Raw genomic sequence first — 15,348 nt, forward strand, 5'->3', positions numbered from 1 at the left:
TTCAGCGCGGCGTCGGGACGGTCGTCACGCGCCCGCCGGGCTGGATGACCGTGGTGGTGCCGCCATCCTGGATCGCGACGCCGCCCGCCGGATTACCGGGCTGGGTGATCGACTGGACGCGGCCGGAACCGCCGGTGACGACGGCGGGCGGCTGGCCCGGGATGTTCAGCACGCGGCCCTCGACGCGCTCGGGCTCGGGCACCGGCGGCGCGGCCGGCACGCGGGTGCGCGGCGGCGGACTCGGCGGCGGGACGGAGGCCACGGGCGGCGGCGTCGAGCTGCCCCGCGGCCGGACCGGCGTCGCATCCGCACCGCCGGGCGGCGCCATCTGGCGCTCGAGGTCCGGGCGCGGCACCGGGCTGTAGTCCGGCACCCGCGTCATCGCCGCCTCGGGCGAGGTCGGGCGGGACGTCAGCAGCGCACCGACGGTCAGGCGCAGCTGCTCGATGTCCTGGCTGCGCACTGGCTCGAAGGGCGCGTCCTCGCCGGCCACGCGGCGCACGGTCAGGCCGTCGCCCGGGATCGCCGGCGTGCTCGACATGTTCCAGGACGGCTGCCAGTCCGGCCCGCAGCCGGCCAGCAGGGGCGCCAGCATCAGTGCCGCCACCAGTCCGCCGGTCGTTTCGCGTCGCATCGGTTCCAGCTCCGCCATTGTCCCGGGAAAGATGACCTTGCCGCGCCGCACGCTCAAGGGCGCGCTGCGGTTTCGCCGCGCGGCGCGGCGGCCGCGTCCTGCGCGCCGGCATGGCGCAGCCCGGCCTGGAGATAGTCCCATCCGGTCGCGAGGGTCAGCGCCGCCGCGACCCACAGCCCGACCTCCCCGATCAGGGAGACCGGCAGGACGCCCAGGCCGATCACGGAGGCCCCGCTGTCGCCTGCGAGCAGCGTCCCGAGAGCGCCCATCTGGAACCCGGTCTTCCACTTCGCGAGCCTGGTCACCGGCAGGCCGACCCGCAATTCCGCGAGGTATTCGCGCAGGCCGGAGACCATGATCTCCCGCAGCATGATCACGATCGCCGGATAGAGCGCGAGGTGCGAGAGCCGGTCGAGCCCGACCAGAAGCATCAGCGCGGCGCCGACCAGCAGCTTGTCGGCGATCGGGTCCAGCATCCGCCCGAAGGAGGAGGTGACGCCCCGGTCCCGCGCGATCTTGCCGTCGAAGTAATCGGTGATGCCAGCGGCGGAGAAGACCAGGCACGCCGCCAGGTCGCCCCAGGGCTGGCCGACCGCCGCGAAGACGACGAGCACCGGGATGGCCGCGATGCGGGATATCGTCAGCAGGTTCGGCAGGTCGGTCGGCATGCGTCCCTGTCTCTAGCAGAACCGCCGCGGCACGGCGAGGCAGCCGCCTCTACACATACCGCAGCGCGAGGAAGCCCAGCACGATCATCACCGCGGCCGTGGTCGTGACCAGCATCAGCCGCTTCTCGATGAAGTCGCGCACCGCCGGCCCGTAGCGCCGGATCAGGGCGGCCAGCAGGAAGAAGCGCGCCGCGCGGGTGACCAGGCTGGTCGCCAGGAAGACCGCGAAATCCATCTTCGCCGCACCCGCGGCGATGGTGACGATCTTGTAGGGGATCGGCGTCAGCCCCTTGATCAGGATCACCGCAGCGCCCCAGCGCTGGAACCAGTCCTCGAACCGCGCCAGGGCGTCGGCGTGGCCGTAGGCGGTCAGGATGGGCTGGGCGATGGCCTCGAACAGGAAATAGCCGATCGCGTAGCCCAGGATGCCGCCCAGCACGGAGGTGACGGTGCAGATCGCGGCCAGCCGCCAGGCCTGATCCGGGCGGGCAAGCGCCATCGGCACCAGCATCGCGTCCGGCGGGATGGGGAAGACGCTGCTTTCCGCGAAACTGACCGTGCCGAGCCAGAACCGGGCGCGGGGATGCTGCGCGAGGAGCATCACGCGGTTGTAGAGGGCATGCAGCACGGCGGTCGGCTCCGGGTGGGCGACGGCGTGTTACCGCGCGCCGGGCGTGCCGGCTACCGGGGCGCTACCCGTCGGTCGGGTGGAAGTGCTGGTAGATCTTCCGCGCGACGGCCGGGCCGATGCCGGGCGCCTTCTCGATATCCTCCAGCGCCGCGTTCCGCACGCCGCGCGCGGACCCGAAATGATTGAGCAGCCGGCGCTTCAGCGCGGTGCCGACACCCGGGATCTCATCCAGTTCGGATGTCGTCAGCGCCTTCGACCGCCCCGCGCGATGGGCCGAGATGGCGAAGCGGTGCGCCTCGTCCCGCAGCCGCTGCAGGTAATAGAGCACCGGATCGCGCGGCGGCAGCTGGATCGGCGCGCGCCCGGCCATGTGGAACCATTCGCGGCCGGCATCGCGGTCCGGCCCCTTGGCCACGGCGACCAGCGGCACGTCCTCGACGCCGAGTTCCGCCATCACCGCCTGCGCGGCCGAAAGCTGCCCCGCGCCGCCATCGATCAGCACCAGGTCCGGCCAGGATTCGGATTCGCGCGCCGGGTCTTCCCGCAGCGCCCGGCCGAAGCGCCGCTCGAAGACCTCCCGCATCATGGCGAAGTCGTCGTTGCCCTGTGCCGCCTTGATCGAGAACTTCCGGTAGGCCTGCTTCATGAAGCCCGAGGGACCCGCGACGACCATGACGCCATAGGGGTTCGCACCCTGGATGTGGCTGTTGTCGTAGATCTCGATGCGCTCGGGTGCGCCAGGCAGGCCGAACAGCCCTGCGACGCCGTCCAGCAGCTGCGCCTGCGCCGTGCCCTCGGCGAGACGGCGCTCCAGCGCCTCCCGCGCATTGGTGGCGGCGTGCTCGACGGCGTCCTTCTTCTCCCCGCGCTGCGGGCGATGCAGCTCGACCTTGCGGTTGGCCTTGAGAGACAGCGCCTCGGCGATCAGCCCGGCCTCGGCAGGTTCGTGCGACAGCAGCACCAGCGGCGGCGGCGGCAGGTCGTCGTAGAGCTGCGCGAGGAAGGCGCCCATCACCTCCTCCGGGCTCTGGTCCTGCTTCGCGGTGCTGAGGAAATAGGGCCGGTTGCCGTTGTTGCGACCGCCGCGGAAGAAGAAGACCTGCACGCAGGCCTGCCCGGCCGCCTGGTGCAGCGCGATGACATCGGCATCGCCCACGGCCTCGAGGTTCACGCGATCCTTGCCCTGGACATGCGTCAGGCCGCGGATGCGGTCGCGCAGCGCGGCCGCGCGCTCGAATTCGAGATTCTCGGCCGCCTGCTCCATCTCGGCCGCCAGCCGCTTCTGGATCGAGGGCGTGCCGCCCGAAAGGAATTCCTTCGCCTCCCGCACCAGCGCCGCATAATCGTCGTGCGAGATGCGCTCGACGCAGGGCGCCGAGCATCTCTTGATCTGGAACAAGAGACAGGGCCGCGTGCGGCTGTCGAACACGGTGTCGCGGCACGACCGCAGCAGGAACACCCGCTGCAGCGCCGTGATGGTCTGGTTCACCGCCCAGGCCGAGGCGAAGGGCCCGTAGTAGGAGGCCCCCTTGCGCCGTTCCCCGCGATGCTTGGCGATCTGCGGATAGGCATGGTCGTCCGTGATGACGAGCCACGGATACGACTTGTCGTCGCGCAGGACGATGTTGAAGCGCGGCCGCAACCGCTTGATCAGGTTGGCTTCGAGCAGCAGCGCCTCGGCCTCGCTCGCGGTCGTCACGACCTCGAGGCTGCGCGTCTCGAACACCATGCGCCGCAGGCGTTCGGACAGGCGCGAGACCTGGGTGTACGAGGTGACGCGCCGGCGCAACGACCGCGCCTTGCCGACATAGAGCGCATCGCCCTTCGCATCGAGCATGCGATAGACGCCCGGCGTCAGCGGCAGGGTCGGCAGCGCGGCCTCGATCACCGCGAGGCCGTCGGCGACGGGGGGTTCGTCGGGCGTGCTCATGCGACGGTTTCGTTACGATGGAGGCGCGCCGCGTTGTCCACGAATCCTGTGGAAAACCCTGTGGGCAAACTCCGGGTCAAGCGCCGCTGTCCCAGGCCTGAGACGGGATTCAAAGAATTGCTACAAATGCAGCCAGCGAAGGCGCAAGCCGTCAACTCGTTGGTTTCGCTGGAAGTTTGCTGAATCAACAGGTCGGGGAATAGGTCAAGAGGCATTTTCTGCTTGACCCGCCGACGCGACTGGCCCGTCCGGGGCGGCCAGTGGACAAAATCCGGCCCCGGCCTGTTTCAAAATCGCGTCCTTTCAACGACAACGCCGACACTCGTTACATCCGCGAGTACATCCGGCTTCTCCACGGACACGCGCGCGACGAGCACGCGATCATCGTTCAGCAGCGCGATCGCGATGCGTTCGGCGAGCGTCTCGGCCAGGCGCACATGCCCCGCCGCGGCGATCCGGCGCGCGATCGACGCGACCGTCCCGTAGTCCACCACGCGCGACAATTCGTCGGGACCTTCGTTCATCGGCGCATGCGGATCACGCACCGACAGGTCCACCCCGATCACGACGCGCTGCGGCTGCGCCTGTTCATGCGCGTGGACGCCGAGCAGCGCCTGCACCGTCAGGCCGCGGACGAAGACATGGCGCAGCCCGCGCGCGGCATCCGGGGCGATGCTCATTCCTCAGGCTCCGCACCCAGGCTCGGCGCCCATTGCATGTGCTGCCCGCCATCGAGCGCGATCATCTGCCCCGTCATCGACGGCAGCGCGAGGATGGCGAGCAGCGCGCTTGCCACTTCCTCGGGCGAGGTGCCGTGGCGCAGCGGCACCGAATGCGCCTGTCGCGCGAATTGCTCCGGCGTCTGGCGCGGACTGGGCAAGGCCGGCCCCGGCCCGATGGCATTGACGCGGATGCGCGGCGCCAGCGCCAGCGCCATGGTCTGCGTCAGCGTCCACAGCCCCGCCTTGGACACGGTGTAGGAGACGAAATGCGGCGTCAGCGACCAGACGCGCTGGTCGAGCATGTTCACCACCACGCCCTGCCGTCCCTTGGGCAGCGCCTGCGCGAAGGCCTGGGTCAGCACGAAGGGCGCGCGCAGGTTGGGTTCGATGTGATGATCCCAGGATTCGCGTGTCGCGTCGTCCCACTCGTCGCGCTCGAAGGTCGAGGCGTTGTTGACCAGCACGCCGAGCGGCCCGAGCGCCGCCTCCGCCGCGGGCACCAGGCGCGCGACATCGGCCTCGCGTTCGAGCGCGCCCTGCACCGTCACGGCGCGGCGGCCGCGAGCGCGGATCGCGGCGGCGGCCTCCTCGGCCTCGGCGCCGCTGGTGGCGTAGTGGATCGCCAGGTCGAAGCCGGCATCGGCCAGCGCCAGCGCCATGGCCCGGCCGAGGCGCTTGGCCCCGCCGGTGACGAGCGCCGCGCGCGGAATGGTGTCGGGGATGGGGAAGGACATCGGCGGGGATGTAGCGCGCCGATGCCCCTTCGTCATCGGGCGGCGGTGCGCCACTCCACGGCCTGGCGTGCCAGGCCGCCCAGCATCAGCACGTCGAAGCCGTGCACCGGCAGGCGGTAGCCGCGGGCCAGGATGTCCTTCGTCTGCGCTTCGGTGAAGGCGATGGCGCCAAGCGGGATGCCGGCTGCGAAGACCGCGCGCTCGATCTGCGCTGCCGCGGCGCGGAATTCCGGCGCGTCGAACCGGCCCGGCACGCCAAGCTCGGTGGACAGGTCGAAGGCGGCGAGGATGGCGCAATCCACGCCCTCCACCGCGCAGATCGCCTCGATGTTCGCCACGGCGTCAACGGTCTCGATCAGCACCATGCAGACCGGGTCGTCCTGGTGGCGCGGCAGGTACTCGAACAGCGGCGCACCCCAGCGCGCATGGGCGACGAAAGGCCCCCAGCCGCGCCGGCCGCGCGGCGGATAGCGCATGAGGGAGACGCAATGCGCGGCGTCCTCGGCCGTGCGCACAAGGGGGAAGCAGATCCCCTCGGCGCCGAGGTCGAGGGCGGGCTTCACCCAGGCCTCGTCGCGCTTCGGCACGCGCACCAGCGGCGCGCAGCGCGTGCCCTGGGTCGCGGCGATCATCGCATGCAGGTTCTCGGGCCCGGTAGGGGCGTGTTCCTGGTCGATGATGACGTAGTCCGCCCCGGCGGCCGCCAGCGCCTGAACCGACACCGCCGAGGGGATGATGTTCACGTAGCCGCCCAGCACCTCGCCCGCACGCAGGCGCTGCTTCATGCCTGACATGGCCATGTCGCGTTCCTCCCGGCCGGCCCGGTGGCCGGCGGGGCGAAGCCTAGGCCTGCGGCGATGCCCGCCGCCACGGTCGCGTGTCAGGCCGCGGCGGCCTTGCGGACCTCCTCGCGGATCTCGCCCATCAGCCGCGCCTTCAGCGCGGCGAAGTCCGGGGTCGTCTTCATCGTCCAGTCGCGCGGATGCGGCAGGGGCACCGTCACCTCGGCCTTGATGCGGCCGGGCCTGGCAGACATGACCACGACGCGGTTGGCGAGGAAGATCGCCTCATCGATGTCATGCGTGACGAACAGCACGGTCTTGCGGTCGGCCTCCCAGATCTCGAGAAGCAGTTCCTGCATCAGTTCGCGCGTCTGGTGGTCGAGGGCGCCGAAGGGCTCGTCCAGCAGCAGGATCTCGGGGTCGTTCGCCAAGGCGCGGGCAAGGGCGCAGCGCTGCTGCATCCCGCCCGACAATTGCCGCGGCCAGTGATTCTCGAAGCCCTTGAGGCCCGTGCGGGCGATGAACTTCTCGGCGATGGCGTGCTGCTCGGTCTCGGGCAGGCCGCGTTCCTGCAGGCCGAAGCGGATATTCTGCGCGACGGTCAGCCAGGGAAACAGGGTGTAGGACTGGAAGACCATGCCGCGGTCCGGGCCGGGCCCGGCGAGGGTCATGCCATCCAGCGTGACGCTGCCGGCCGTCGGCGTGTCGAGCCCCGCGACGATGCGCAGCAGCGTGGACTTGCCGCAGCCCGAAGGCCCGAGGATGGCCACGAATTCACCCGGCGCGACGGTGAGGTCGGTCGGCTGCAGCGCGAGCGTCGGCTTCGCGCGCCCCTGCCCGGCGAAGGTGCGCGTCACGCCGGCGATGCGGAGGGTCTTGCCGCTCATCTCACAACACCGCCCACGGAAACAGTCGCCGGTTCAGCGCCTTGAACAGGAAGTCCGTCACCAACCCGATCAGCCCGATCACCACGATGCCGAAGATCATCTGCCCGGTGTCGAGCAGCCTCTGGCTGTCCATGATCATGTGCCCGATGCCCGAGGTCGCGCCGATCAGCTCCGCCACGATCACGTAGGTCCAGGCCCAGCCGAGCACGAGGCGCAGCGTCTCCATCACCTGCGGCGCAGCGGATGGAATGATCACCCGCCGGACGATGCCGCCCGACCGCGCGCCGAGCGTATAGGCCGCCTCGACCAGGTCCATCCGGGTCGCGCCGGCGATCACCGCGACCATGATGACGATCTGGAAGAACGACCCGATGAAGATGACCGACAGCTTCTGCGCCTCCCCCACCCCCGCCCAGAGGATCAGCAGCGGGATAAAGGCGCTCGCCGGCAGGTAGCGCGCGAAGGAGACGAAGGGTTCGAAGAAGGCCTCGACCGGCTTGAACGCGCCCATCATCAGCCCGAGCGGCACGCCGATCGCGGCCGCGATCAGGAAGCCACCGACGACGCGGAACACCGTGATCGCGATGTCGCCGGCGAAGCCGAACTCGGTCAGCAGCGACCAGCCGGCAAGCAGCGTCTTCCCGGGGCTCGCCAGGAACAGCGGCGGCACCCAGCCGGAATAGGTCGCCAGCGCCCAGAGGGCGACGAACATCACGAAGAAGCCGGCGCCCAGGACCACCCGCGCGCCGGCCGAGACGGGAACGAGAGGCTTCATCTCACCCGAGGAAGGAGGTGTTCAGCAGCGGCCCGAGGTTCACGTCCTGGCGCACCACGCCGGTCTCGCGCTGCACCAGGTGCGCCTTCTGCATGAACTGCGGCAGGCCGTTCGCGACGTAGTCCTTGTTCTTCGCCTGGTCGAGCCATTCGATGAACTGCGCGGACGCCTTGAACTGCTCGCCCGTCTGGTTGACGCGGCGGCCCATGATCTCGAAGGAGCGGTCGGGCTCGCGGGCGATCATCGCCACGGCGTCGAACCACGACTTCACCACGCGCCGCACCGCTTCCGGGTTCGCCTGGATGAAGGCGGGCGTGAAGCCGAGCGTGTCCACCACGCAGGGGTAGTCGAGCGTCGTCGCGAGGATCTTGCCCTTGTCCGCGCCCATGGCGCGCACCTGGGACAGGTAGGGCTCGTAGGTCGAGCAGGCGTCGAACTGCCCGGCGACGAAGGCCTGGGCGGCCGGCTGCGGGGCGAGCGTCGCGGTCGTCACGTCGCGGATCGACATGCCGTTCTCGCGCATCATGTAGGCGAGCACGAAGTAGGGCGTCGTGCCGGCGCCGTCGACCGCGACCGTCTTGCCCTTGAGGTCGGCCCAGGAATTGATCGCCGGCCGCACGCCGATGCCGTCCCCGCCGCGCGAGCGGTCGAGCACCAGCACCTGCGTCAGCGGCGCCGCGCTCGCCCAGAGGATCATGGTGTCGACCGTCGTCACGACGCAGTTCAGCGCGCCGGAGACGAGCGCGAGGTTGCGCTCCCGCTGCGGGACGAACTTGGTCTCGACCTCGATGCCGTTGGCGCGGAACAGGCCCGCCTGCTCGGCGAGCGTCAGCGGCGCGAAGCCGGTCCATCCCGACATGCCAATGGTGATCTTGGGCAGGGACTGGGCGCGCAGCGCGGCCGGCGCGGCGAGCAGGCCTGCGGCGGCGCCGAGGAGGTGGCGGCGATCCATGGTCTTCGCTCCGTCGGAAAGGGTCGGGCCCAACCTATCCGAGCGCCCGCCCGGCGCAAGCATTATGCCGGGCCGACTGCGCGCCGCGTCGCCGGTCCTGCCGAAGGCCGCGGCAATCGCCCGGGCCGCTGCGCGCGAAGCAGGCTTGCCATCGCCGCGCCGGCGGGCATAGGGTGCGCGCATGGTTGCGAACGGCATCCTGACGTCCCGATTTTGGTACCGCTGGTATCCACCAGCGGCCTAGGGATCCGTCACGCGACCAGATCTCCCGAAAGCCGCCGAGCCCTGGCGGCTTTCGCGCTTTCGGGACCCTGAGGTCCCGCATCCCGCAAGACACCAGGACCCGGCGGCCCCACCACCCAGAGGCACGCCATGCACCGCTCCGACTACGATTTCGACGTCATCTCCGGCCCGTCCACGCCGCAGCGCCCGCCCGCGCCGAAACCGGCCCCCGTACCGGCCAAACCGATGGGCAAGTGAGGCGCCCGCGCCGCTCATGCCGCGTTAACCAGCACGCGGCATGATCGGCGGCGTGGCCCCCCGAGCCGCGAACCGCGCCAGGACGGCGGATGATCCGGATGGAAACTCCATGCGGCCTGCCGACTGGACTCACCTCAGCGACGACCTGCAGCTCACCCTTTCCCGGGAAGCCTTGCGTCGCGCCGCCGAAACCCTTGCCGACCACGCCGAGATCCTGGCGCGGGAGATGGAGGACGGAGCGCTGCTCGATCGCGGCGGGCCGGACGCGCTGCGGCTGTTCGCCGCCGTGGTGCGGGCGACCAACCGCGACGCCTTCGGCACCGTCGGCCACGCCTGAACGCGGCCCTCAGCGCCGGACGATGTAGTAGTTGATCGTCAGGTCGATGGTGACCTGTTCCTCCGCCGTGCCCGGCGGGAAGGGCGGCAGGTTCGCGCCGCGGAAGACCGCCTGCGAATAGTAGTTCAGGTAGATCGAGCGCGAGGCCGAACGCAGCTCGACGCCCCGCACGCGCCCGTCTGCGCCGGTGGTGATCCGCACCGTGACCGGGCCTTCCTCGCCGAGGTCCGCGGCTTCGCGCGGATAGCGCAGGTTGCGGTCGAGCCAGGCGCGGAAGGCGTTGCGCCAGTCCGGGCCCGCCTGGGCGCCGCGCACGCGCAGGTTCTCGACATCGCCCGGCCCGGGGATCGTCGCGCCGGGCCGCAGGTCGAGCCCGCGCTGCGGCGCGCGGGCGCGCGAGGGATCGTTCTCGCCCAGCCGGATCGGCGGCCGGTCGGTCAGGTCCAGCGGCTGCTGCTGCGGCTGCGCCGGGGATGGCGGGGGCGGAGGCGGCGGGGGTGGCGGCAGCGGCACCTCGGCGAGCTGGCGCGGCGCCGGCCGGTCGGGCGGCGCGGGCGATGGCGTCGGCACCGGGGGCGCGGGCGGCGGAGGGGGCGGCGGCGGGCCGGCCTCCACCGGGCGGGCCGGTTCCGGGATGGTCGGCGCCGGGGGCGCCGTGCTGGGGGGCGGCGGCTGCGGTGGCGGCGGCGTCTCCGTGCGCGGGGCCGGCGGGGGCGGCGGTGCGGGGGGCGCAGGCGCCGGCGGCGGAGGGGGCGGCGGCGGCACGGGGGGCGCTTCCGCCAGACGCGGCGGCGCGGGCGGCGGCGGCGGGGGCGCGGGCGGCGGCGCCTCGGCGGTCACCACCGGGCCTTCCTCGGGCGCCTCGGCGCCGCGCGGAGCCTGGTCGGACCCGCCCTCGAACACCATGGCGAAGCTCGGCGGCGGCAGTTCCTGGGGGCCCCGGCGCGACCGCGGATCAAATTCGAGCAGCACGGCCAGGAAGAACAGCCCGTGCAGGAGCGCCGAGACGGCCGCCGGAATCCGCATGCCCGGCCCCGGGCGGCGCCGCATGGCGAGCCGGCCAGGCGGCACGGCCTCCTGTGGCGCCGCCGGGGGCGGCGGCTCGGTTCGGGCGCTAGGCGGGCGGCGCATCAGGAGGACCGGGGATCCTGCTCCAGAGTGTGGGCGGAATGTCCGAATCGGAGTCGGGATCGGGTTGCCGCTCGGTGGCGCTCTGCTACACCAAGGCGGCGCGCCGGGTTAGCACAGCGGTAGTGCAGCGGTTTTGTAAACCGAAGGTCGGGGGTTCGATCCCCTCACCCGGCATGGTCTTCATGACGATCCCGACATCTCCGGCACCTTGCGACCGGCGTGCCTCACGGATCGTCGCGCAGGAACGATCCGGCGGCGACGCATCGCCGTGCCCCCGGCCTGCGGCCCGCCGGACAGGTTGCAGGGAGTTGCCCAGCTTTGCACGCGCTCACCGCCCGACCGGGCTGGCGGCTCGGCGGCCTCGCCCTGGCGCTGCTGGCCGCCTGCGCCGCGACGCTGCCCCCGGCGCATGCGCAGTCCCGGCCGCGGCCCGAGCTCAACGGCATGGTCGCCGTCGCGGTCGTCGCCACCACCGATGGCAGCCCGGCCGACAAGCGGGCCTGCGGCGCCGATGCGGGGGAGATGGAACGCCGCGTCCTCGCCGTGCTCGCCCCGACGCGGCTGCTCGCCGCGCCCGGGGTGCGCGCCGTTGCCGACGCCGTGCAGGTTCACCCCGAGTATCAGCGCCTGTCTGCCGCGCATCGCGCCGCCGAAGCCACCCGTCGCGCGGCGGCACCGGAAGCGCGGCTCGAAGCCCAGCGCGCCGAGGAGGCCGCGCAGCGCGCGCTGACGCCGTGGGAGGAACCACCGCTGCTGATCGTCTCGGCCATCTCCCTCGTCGTCTCGCGGGGCGTCTGCGCGGAATATCTCGGGCTCGAAGTGACGGGGCGCGTCGAGCCGACGCGCATCGTCGGCACCGGCGCCCCGACGACGGGCAGCGTCACGCTGTTCCTGCGCGCGGCGATGATCAGCGGGCCCGCATCGAATTTCCGCGCACGTCGCGCCCGCGTCCTCGAGGAGATGGTCGGCGATTTCGCCCGGACCTGGGAACAGTCGAACCCGGCGCGGTGACGCCGCGCGCAACGATACGGCGCCGTTATCCAGGGGGTTCATCGCAGCCATGGCGCCGCGGCGGGACGACAGGACGGCACCGTTGCGCCTAGGCTGCGGCATCGCCTCACCTGCCGGATCACGACCATGCGCCGCCTCGCCCTCGCGCTCGCCTTCGCCACCACGCTCGCCGCACCCCTTGCCGCGCAGACGCTGCGCATCGGCATGGCCGCCGAGACCTCGGCCGCCGACCCGCACAACTACGCCGCCGCGCCGAACTCCACCTATCGCGACCATGTCTTCGAAGGCCTCACGGCGCTCGATGCGCGGCTGCGCCCCAAGCCGGCGCTCGCCACCGCCTGGTCGCGCCGCGACGACCGCACCTGGGTGTTCGATCTGCGCCAGGGCGTGACCTTCCACAACGGCCAGCCCTTCTCGGCCGAGGACGTCGTCTTCTCCTTCTGCCGCGTCCTGAACAACGAGAGCGAGGTGGTCGGGTCCTTCTCGCGCGAGGTCCGGCGCATCGCGGCGATGCAGGTCGAAGCCCCGCACCGCCTGGTGATTCGCACGCGGGAACCGGAGCCGCTGCTCGTCTCCGACCTCGCCTCGATCGCGATCATCCCGCGCGGCGAGCGCTCCGGCCTGACCTACTCCTCCGATGGCTGCGGCAAGGAAGGCCCCTGGCCGAGCGTCGCCGACTTCAACGAAGGCCGCGCCGCGATCGGCACCGGCCCCTACCGCCTGCGGTCCTACAACCGCAGCAGCCTGATCGAGCTCACCCGCAACGACGCCTATTGGGGCGAGAAGCCGCATTGGGCCGAGGTGCGCCTGCGCCCGGTGACGAATGCAGGGCCGCGCCTCGCCGGCCTGCTCGCCGGCGATCTCGACGTGATCGAGGCGCCGGCCACTGCCGACGTGCCGCGCATCCGGCAGAACCAGGCCTTCGCGCTCGCCGTCTCCCCCACCACGCGGCTGATCTTCCTGCAGATGGACCAGCGCGAGGCCGCGCCCTTCGTGCAGGGCCCGAACGGATCGAACCCGCTGCGCGACGTGCGCGTGCGCCAGGCGCTGTCGATGGCGATCGACCGCCGCGCGATCGCGGAGCGCATCATGGATGGCCTCGCCACGCCCGCCGGCCAGCTGCTGCCCGAGGGCATGCGCGGCACGGTGCCCGGCGCCGGCGTGCTGCCCTACGACCCCGCCCGTGCCCGCGCGCTGCTCGCCGAGGCGGGCGTGCCGAACGACTTCTCCTTCACGCTGCACGCCACCAACAACCGCTATGTCAACGATGCGCGCGTCGCCCAGGCGCTGGCGCAGTATTTCCAGCGCATCGGCGTGACCGTCGCGGTCGATGCCATGCCCTCCAACGTCTTCTTCCCCCGCCGCGGCCGGAAGGAATTCTCGGTGCCGATGGGCGGCTGGGCGGCCTCGGCCGAGGAGACGCAGCTCTTCCTCCGCGCCTGGGTCACGACGATGGACCGCGAGCGCGGCTTCGGGATGAGCAACTACGGCGAGTTCTCCGACGCCGAGATCGATCGCCTCGCCCGCACCGCCTTCGCCACCATGGACGAGGGCGACCGCGAGCGCCTGATGGAACAGGCGAGCCGCCTGGTGATCGAGCGCCTGCCGGTCATCCCCGTGCATTTCGAGAATGCCGCCTGGGCCTTCCGCCGCGGCCTCGCCTTCGAAGGCCGCATGGACCAGACCACCCCCGCATCCGAGATCAGGCCCGCCCGATGATCGACCCGCAGCATCTGGCTCGCGCGCTCGCCGCGCCGGGCCGCCTCGCCTTTCCCTTCACCGACGAGACGCATGCGCCGGGCAAGGAGCTGATCCTCCAGGCCTACCGCGCGCCGGGCGCCACGCCCGACAGCCCGGTCGTCTTCGTGCAGCACGGCATGGGCCGCAACGGCGACGAGTATCGCGACTTCTGGATCGAGGCCGCGGACCGCCACGGCCTGATGATTCTCGCGCCGACCTTCGCGGCGGAGACGCATCCCGGCGCCGAACCCTACAACAATGGCGGCGTGCTCGATGGCTCGGGCGCCATCACGGACGCGGCGACCTGGGCCTATCACATCCCCGCACGCGTCTTCGCCGCCGTGCAGGCCGGCGGCGTCACGCGCCGTCGGCAGGCCTTCCTGTTCGGCCATTCGGCGGGATCGCAATTCGCGCACCGCATGGCCTCCCTGACCGACCGCTCGCCGTTCTGCGCCATCGGCTGCGGCAATGCGGGCTGGTATTCGCTGCCGACACTCGACCGGCGCTTTCCGGAGGGCCTCGGTGGCCTCGGCGTGACCGAGGCCGACCTCGAGGCCTGGCTCGCCTATCCTTTGCTGATCCTGGCTGGCGACGCGGATGTCGAGACTTCGGGCCCGTCCCTACCGTCGAACCCCGAGGCCATCGCCCAGGGTCCGCACCGCTTCGCCCGCGCCCACAACTTCCTGCGCTTCGCGCGGGAGGAAGCGGCGCGCCGCGGCGTGCCCTGCCATTGGCGGCTCGAGGTCGTGCCCGGCATCGGCCATGACGGCAACGCCATGTCCAAGGTCTGCGCGGCGATCTGGTTCGAGGGGCGCCAGCCCGACGCGGCGCGGATGGCCGCGCTGGCCGGCAAGGTCGCGCTCTAGACGCCCGTGAGTTCCGCCAGCGGCCAGCGCGGCCGGGGGCTGTGGTCCATCCGATCGGTCAGCCCCGCGCGCAGCCGCTCGATCCCCGCCCAGGCCACCATGACAGCGTTGTCGGTGCAGTAGCGCAGCGGCGGGGCAAGCATCGGCACCCCAGCCATCCCCGCCACCCCGGCGAGCGCCGCCCGCACCGCCTGGTTCGCCGCGACGCCGCCAGCGACCACGATGCCCGTCGCCTCCGGCACCATCTCGAGCGCATGGCGCGCCCGGTCGGCCAGCACCGCGGCGACCGAGGCCTGGAAGGCCGCCGCGATGTCGGCGTGCGACGCGCCGCCCTGCGCCACCGCGCGGGCCACCGCGGTCTTCAACCCGCTGAAGGAAAAGTCGCAACCCGGCCGGCCCAGCAGCGGCCGCGGCAGCGGCACCGCCTGCGGATCGCCCCCGGCCGCCAGCCGTTCCAGATGCGGCCCGCCCGGCCAGGGCAGGCCCATGAGCTTCGCGGCCTTGTCGAAGGCCTCCCCCACCGCGTCATCCAGCGTCGAGCCGAGCCGGCGATAACGCCCGAGCCCTTCCACCGCGACGCATTGGCAATGCCCGCCCGAGACCAGCAGCAGCAGGTAGGGAAAGGCCGGTGCGCCCTGCGGCAGCAGCCCCGGCAGCCGTGCCGTCAGGGCATGGGCCTCGAGGTGGTTCACCGCCACGAAGGGCAGGTCATGGGCGATCGCCACGCCCTTGCCGAAGCAGGCCCCCACGATCAGCCCGCCGATCAGCCCGGGGCCCGATGTCGCCGCCACGGCGCCGAGATCCCCGAAGCCCAGCCCGGCCCGTCTCAGCACGCGCTCCGCCAGGCCCGGCAGGGCTTCCAGATGGGCGCGCGCGGCGATCTCCGGCACCACGCCGCCGAACACGGCGTGTTCCTTCTCCTGGCTCAGCACGCCCTCGGCCAGGATGCGGCCGTCGGGGGCGAGCACGGCCGCCGCCGTCTCGTCGCAGCTGCTTTCCAGCCCCAGCACCGGCCTGTCCAAGTCGAAGCCACCTTCCGCGCCCATGGGCGGGGTTCTATGACGATGC

Annotated in this window: 16 protein-coding genes and 1 tRNA gene; 5 read left to right on the top strand and 12 right to left on the bottom strand. The window is 71.9% G+C overall.

Going from position 1 to position 15,348, the window contains the following annotated elements; all coding sequences use genetic code 11:
• Nucleotide 1: 1 nt before the first annotated feature.
• The 10 genes from GWK15_RS19840 to GWK15_RS19885 all read right to left on the bottom strand — a co-directional run bounded on the left by GWK15_RS19840 (nucleotide 2) and on the right by GWK15_RS19885 (nucleotide 8,715).
• On the bottom strand, nucleotides 2-634 hold the full coding sequence (locus GWK15_RS19840) for a hypothetical protein (RefSeq protein ID WP_168043121.1): 633 nt from the start codon (nucleotides 632-634) through the stop codon (nucleotides 2-4).
• A gap of 53 nt (nucleotides 635-687) precedes the next feature.
• A complete protein-coding gene (pgsA, locus tag GWK15_RS19845) occupies nucleotides 688-1,302 on the bottom strand; it encodes a CDP-diacylglycerol--glycerol-3-phosphate 3-phosphatidyltransferase (protein ID WP_168043122.1) in 615 nt (204 codons plus the stop codon).
• 49 nt (nucleotides 1,303-1,351) lie between these two features.
• Entirely contained in the window at nucleotides 1,352-1,930 is a 579-nt protein-coding gene (locus GWK15_RS19850) for a YqaA family protein (protein ID WP_211844084.1), read from the bottom strand.
• Nucleotides 1,931-1,994: 64 nt separating this feature from the next.
• Nucleotides 1,995-3,863 carry an excinuclease ABC subunit UvrC gene (gene uvrC, locus GWK15_RS19855; RefSeq protein ID WP_168043123.1) on the bottom strand — a complete coding sequence of 623 codons (1,869 nt, stop codon included), beginning with the start codon at nucleotides 3,861-3,863 and terminating at the stop codon, nucleotides 1,995-1,997.
• Between the two features lie 287 nt (nucleotides 3,864-4,150).
• Nucleotides 4,151-4,543 (bottom strand): dihydroneopterin aldolase, encoded by a 393-nt coding sequence (locus GWK15_RS19860; RefSeq protein ID WP_168043124.1) that lies wholly within the window; start codon nucleotides 4,541-4,543, stop codon nucleotides 4,151-4,153.
• Nucleotides 4,540-5,319 (bottom strand): SDR family oxidoreductase, encoded by a 780-nt coding sequence (locus GWK15_RS19865; protein WP_168043125.1) that lies wholly within the window; start codon nucleotides 5,317-5,319, stop codon nucleotides 4,540-4,542. Before GWK15_RS19865 ends, GWK15_RS19860 begins: the two co-directional genes overlap by 4 nt.
• 32 nt (nucleotides 5,320-5,351) lie before the next feature.
• Nucleotides 5,352-6,119, bottom strand: coding sequence for an HpcH/HpaI aldolase family protein (locus GWK15_RS19870; RefSeq protein WP_168043126.1), 768 nt, complete (start codon nucleotides 6,117-6,119; stop codon nucleotides 5,352-5,354).
• Nucleotides 6,120-6,199: 80 nt separating this feature from the next.
• The gene (locus GWK15_RS19875; RefSeq protein WP_168043127.1) at nucleotides 6,200-6,988 is read right to left on the bottom strand and encodes an ABC transporter ATP-binding protein; all 789 of its coding nucleotides are present in this window, start codon (nucleotides 6,986-6,988) and stop codon (nucleotides 6,200-6,202) included.
• Nucleotide 6,989: 1 nt separating this feature from the next.
• Complete coding sequence (locus GWK15_RS19880; protein WP_168043128.1) at nucleotides 6,990-7,763, bottom strand: ABC transporter permease; 774 nt, start codon at nucleotides 7,761-7,763, stop codon at nucleotides 6,990-6,992.
• 1 nt (nucleotide 7,764) lies between these two features.
• Nucleotides 7,765-8,715 carry an ABC transporter substrate-binding protein gene (locus GWK15_RS19885; RefSeq protein ID WP_168043129.1) on the bottom strand — a complete coding sequence of 317 codons (951 nt, stop codon included), beginning with the start codon at nucleotides 8,713-8,715 and terminating at the stop codon, nucleotides 7,765-7,767.
• A gap of 589 nt (nucleotides 8,716-9,304) precedes the next feature.
• Between GWK15_RS19885 and GWK15_RS19890 the strand changes: the two genes are divergently transcribed.
• On the top strand, nucleotides 9,305-9,532 hold the full coding sequence (locus GWK15_RS19890; RefSeq protein WP_168043130.1) for a hypothetical protein: 228 nt from the start codon (nucleotides 9,305-9,307) through the stop codon (nucleotides 9,530-9,532).
• Nucleotides 9,533-9,541: 9 nt separating this feature from the next.
• Here the strand turns inward: GWK15_RS19890 and GWK15_RS19895 are convergent, their stop codons facing one another.
• The gene (locus GWK15_RS19895; protein WP_168043131.1) at nucleotides 9,542-10,558 is read right to left on the bottom strand and encodes a TonB family protein; all 1,017 of its coding nucleotides are present in this window, start codon (nucleotides 10,556-10,558) and stop codon (nucleotides 9,542-9,544) included.
• 207 nt (nucleotides 10,559-10,765) lie between these two features.
• Between GWK15_RS19895 and GWK15_RS19900 the strand changes: the two genes are divergently transcribed.
• The 4 genes from GWK15_RS19900 (at nucleotide 10,766) to GWK15_RS19915 (ending at nucleotide 14,280) form a co-directional block, all read left to right on the top strand.
• Nucleotides 10,766-10,837, top strand: a tRNA-Thr gene (locus GWK15_RS19900).
• 144 nt (nucleotides 10,838-10,981) lie between these two features.
• A complete protein-coding gene (locus GWK15_RS19905; RefSeq protein ID WP_168043132.1) occupies nucleotides 10,982-11,674 on the top strand; it encodes a hypothetical protein in 693 nt (230 codons plus the stop codon).
• A gap of 126 nt (nucleotides 11,675-11,800) precedes the next feature.
• Nucleotides 11,801-13,393, top strand: a complete 1,593-nt coding sequence (locus GWK15_RS19910; RefSeq protein ID WP_168043133.1) for an ABC transporter substrate-binding protein — start codon at nucleotides 11,801-11,803, stop codon at nucleotides 13,391-13,393.
• Nucleotides 13,390-14,280, top strand: coding sequence for an alpha/beta hydrolase (locus tag GWK15_RS19915; protein ID WP_168043134.1), 891 nt, complete (start codon nucleotides 13,390-13,392; stop codon nucleotides 14,278-14,280). The genes GWK15_RS19910 and GWK15_RS19915 overlap by 4 nt, the downstream gene beginning before the upstream one ends.
• Here GWK15_RS19915 and tsaD read toward each other — a convergent pair.
• Nucleotides 14,277-15,326, bottom strand: coding sequence for a tRNA (adenosine(37)-N6)-threonylcarbamoyltransferase complex transferase subunit TsaD (tsaD, locus tag GWK15_RS19920; RefSeq protein WP_168043135.1), 1,050 nt, complete (start codon nucleotides 15,324-15,326; stop codon nucleotides 14,277-14,279). The genes GWK15_RS19915 and tsaD overlap by 4 nt on opposite strands.
• Nucleotides 15,327-15,348: the final 22 nt, after the last annotated feature.

The sequence above is a fragment of the Neoroseomonas oryzicola genome, from assembly GCF_012163135.1.
In the GTDB taxonomy this organism is placed as follows: Bacteria; Pseudomonadota; Alphaproteobacteria; order Acetobacterales; family Acetobacteraceae; genus Neoroseomonas; species Neoroseomonas oryzicola.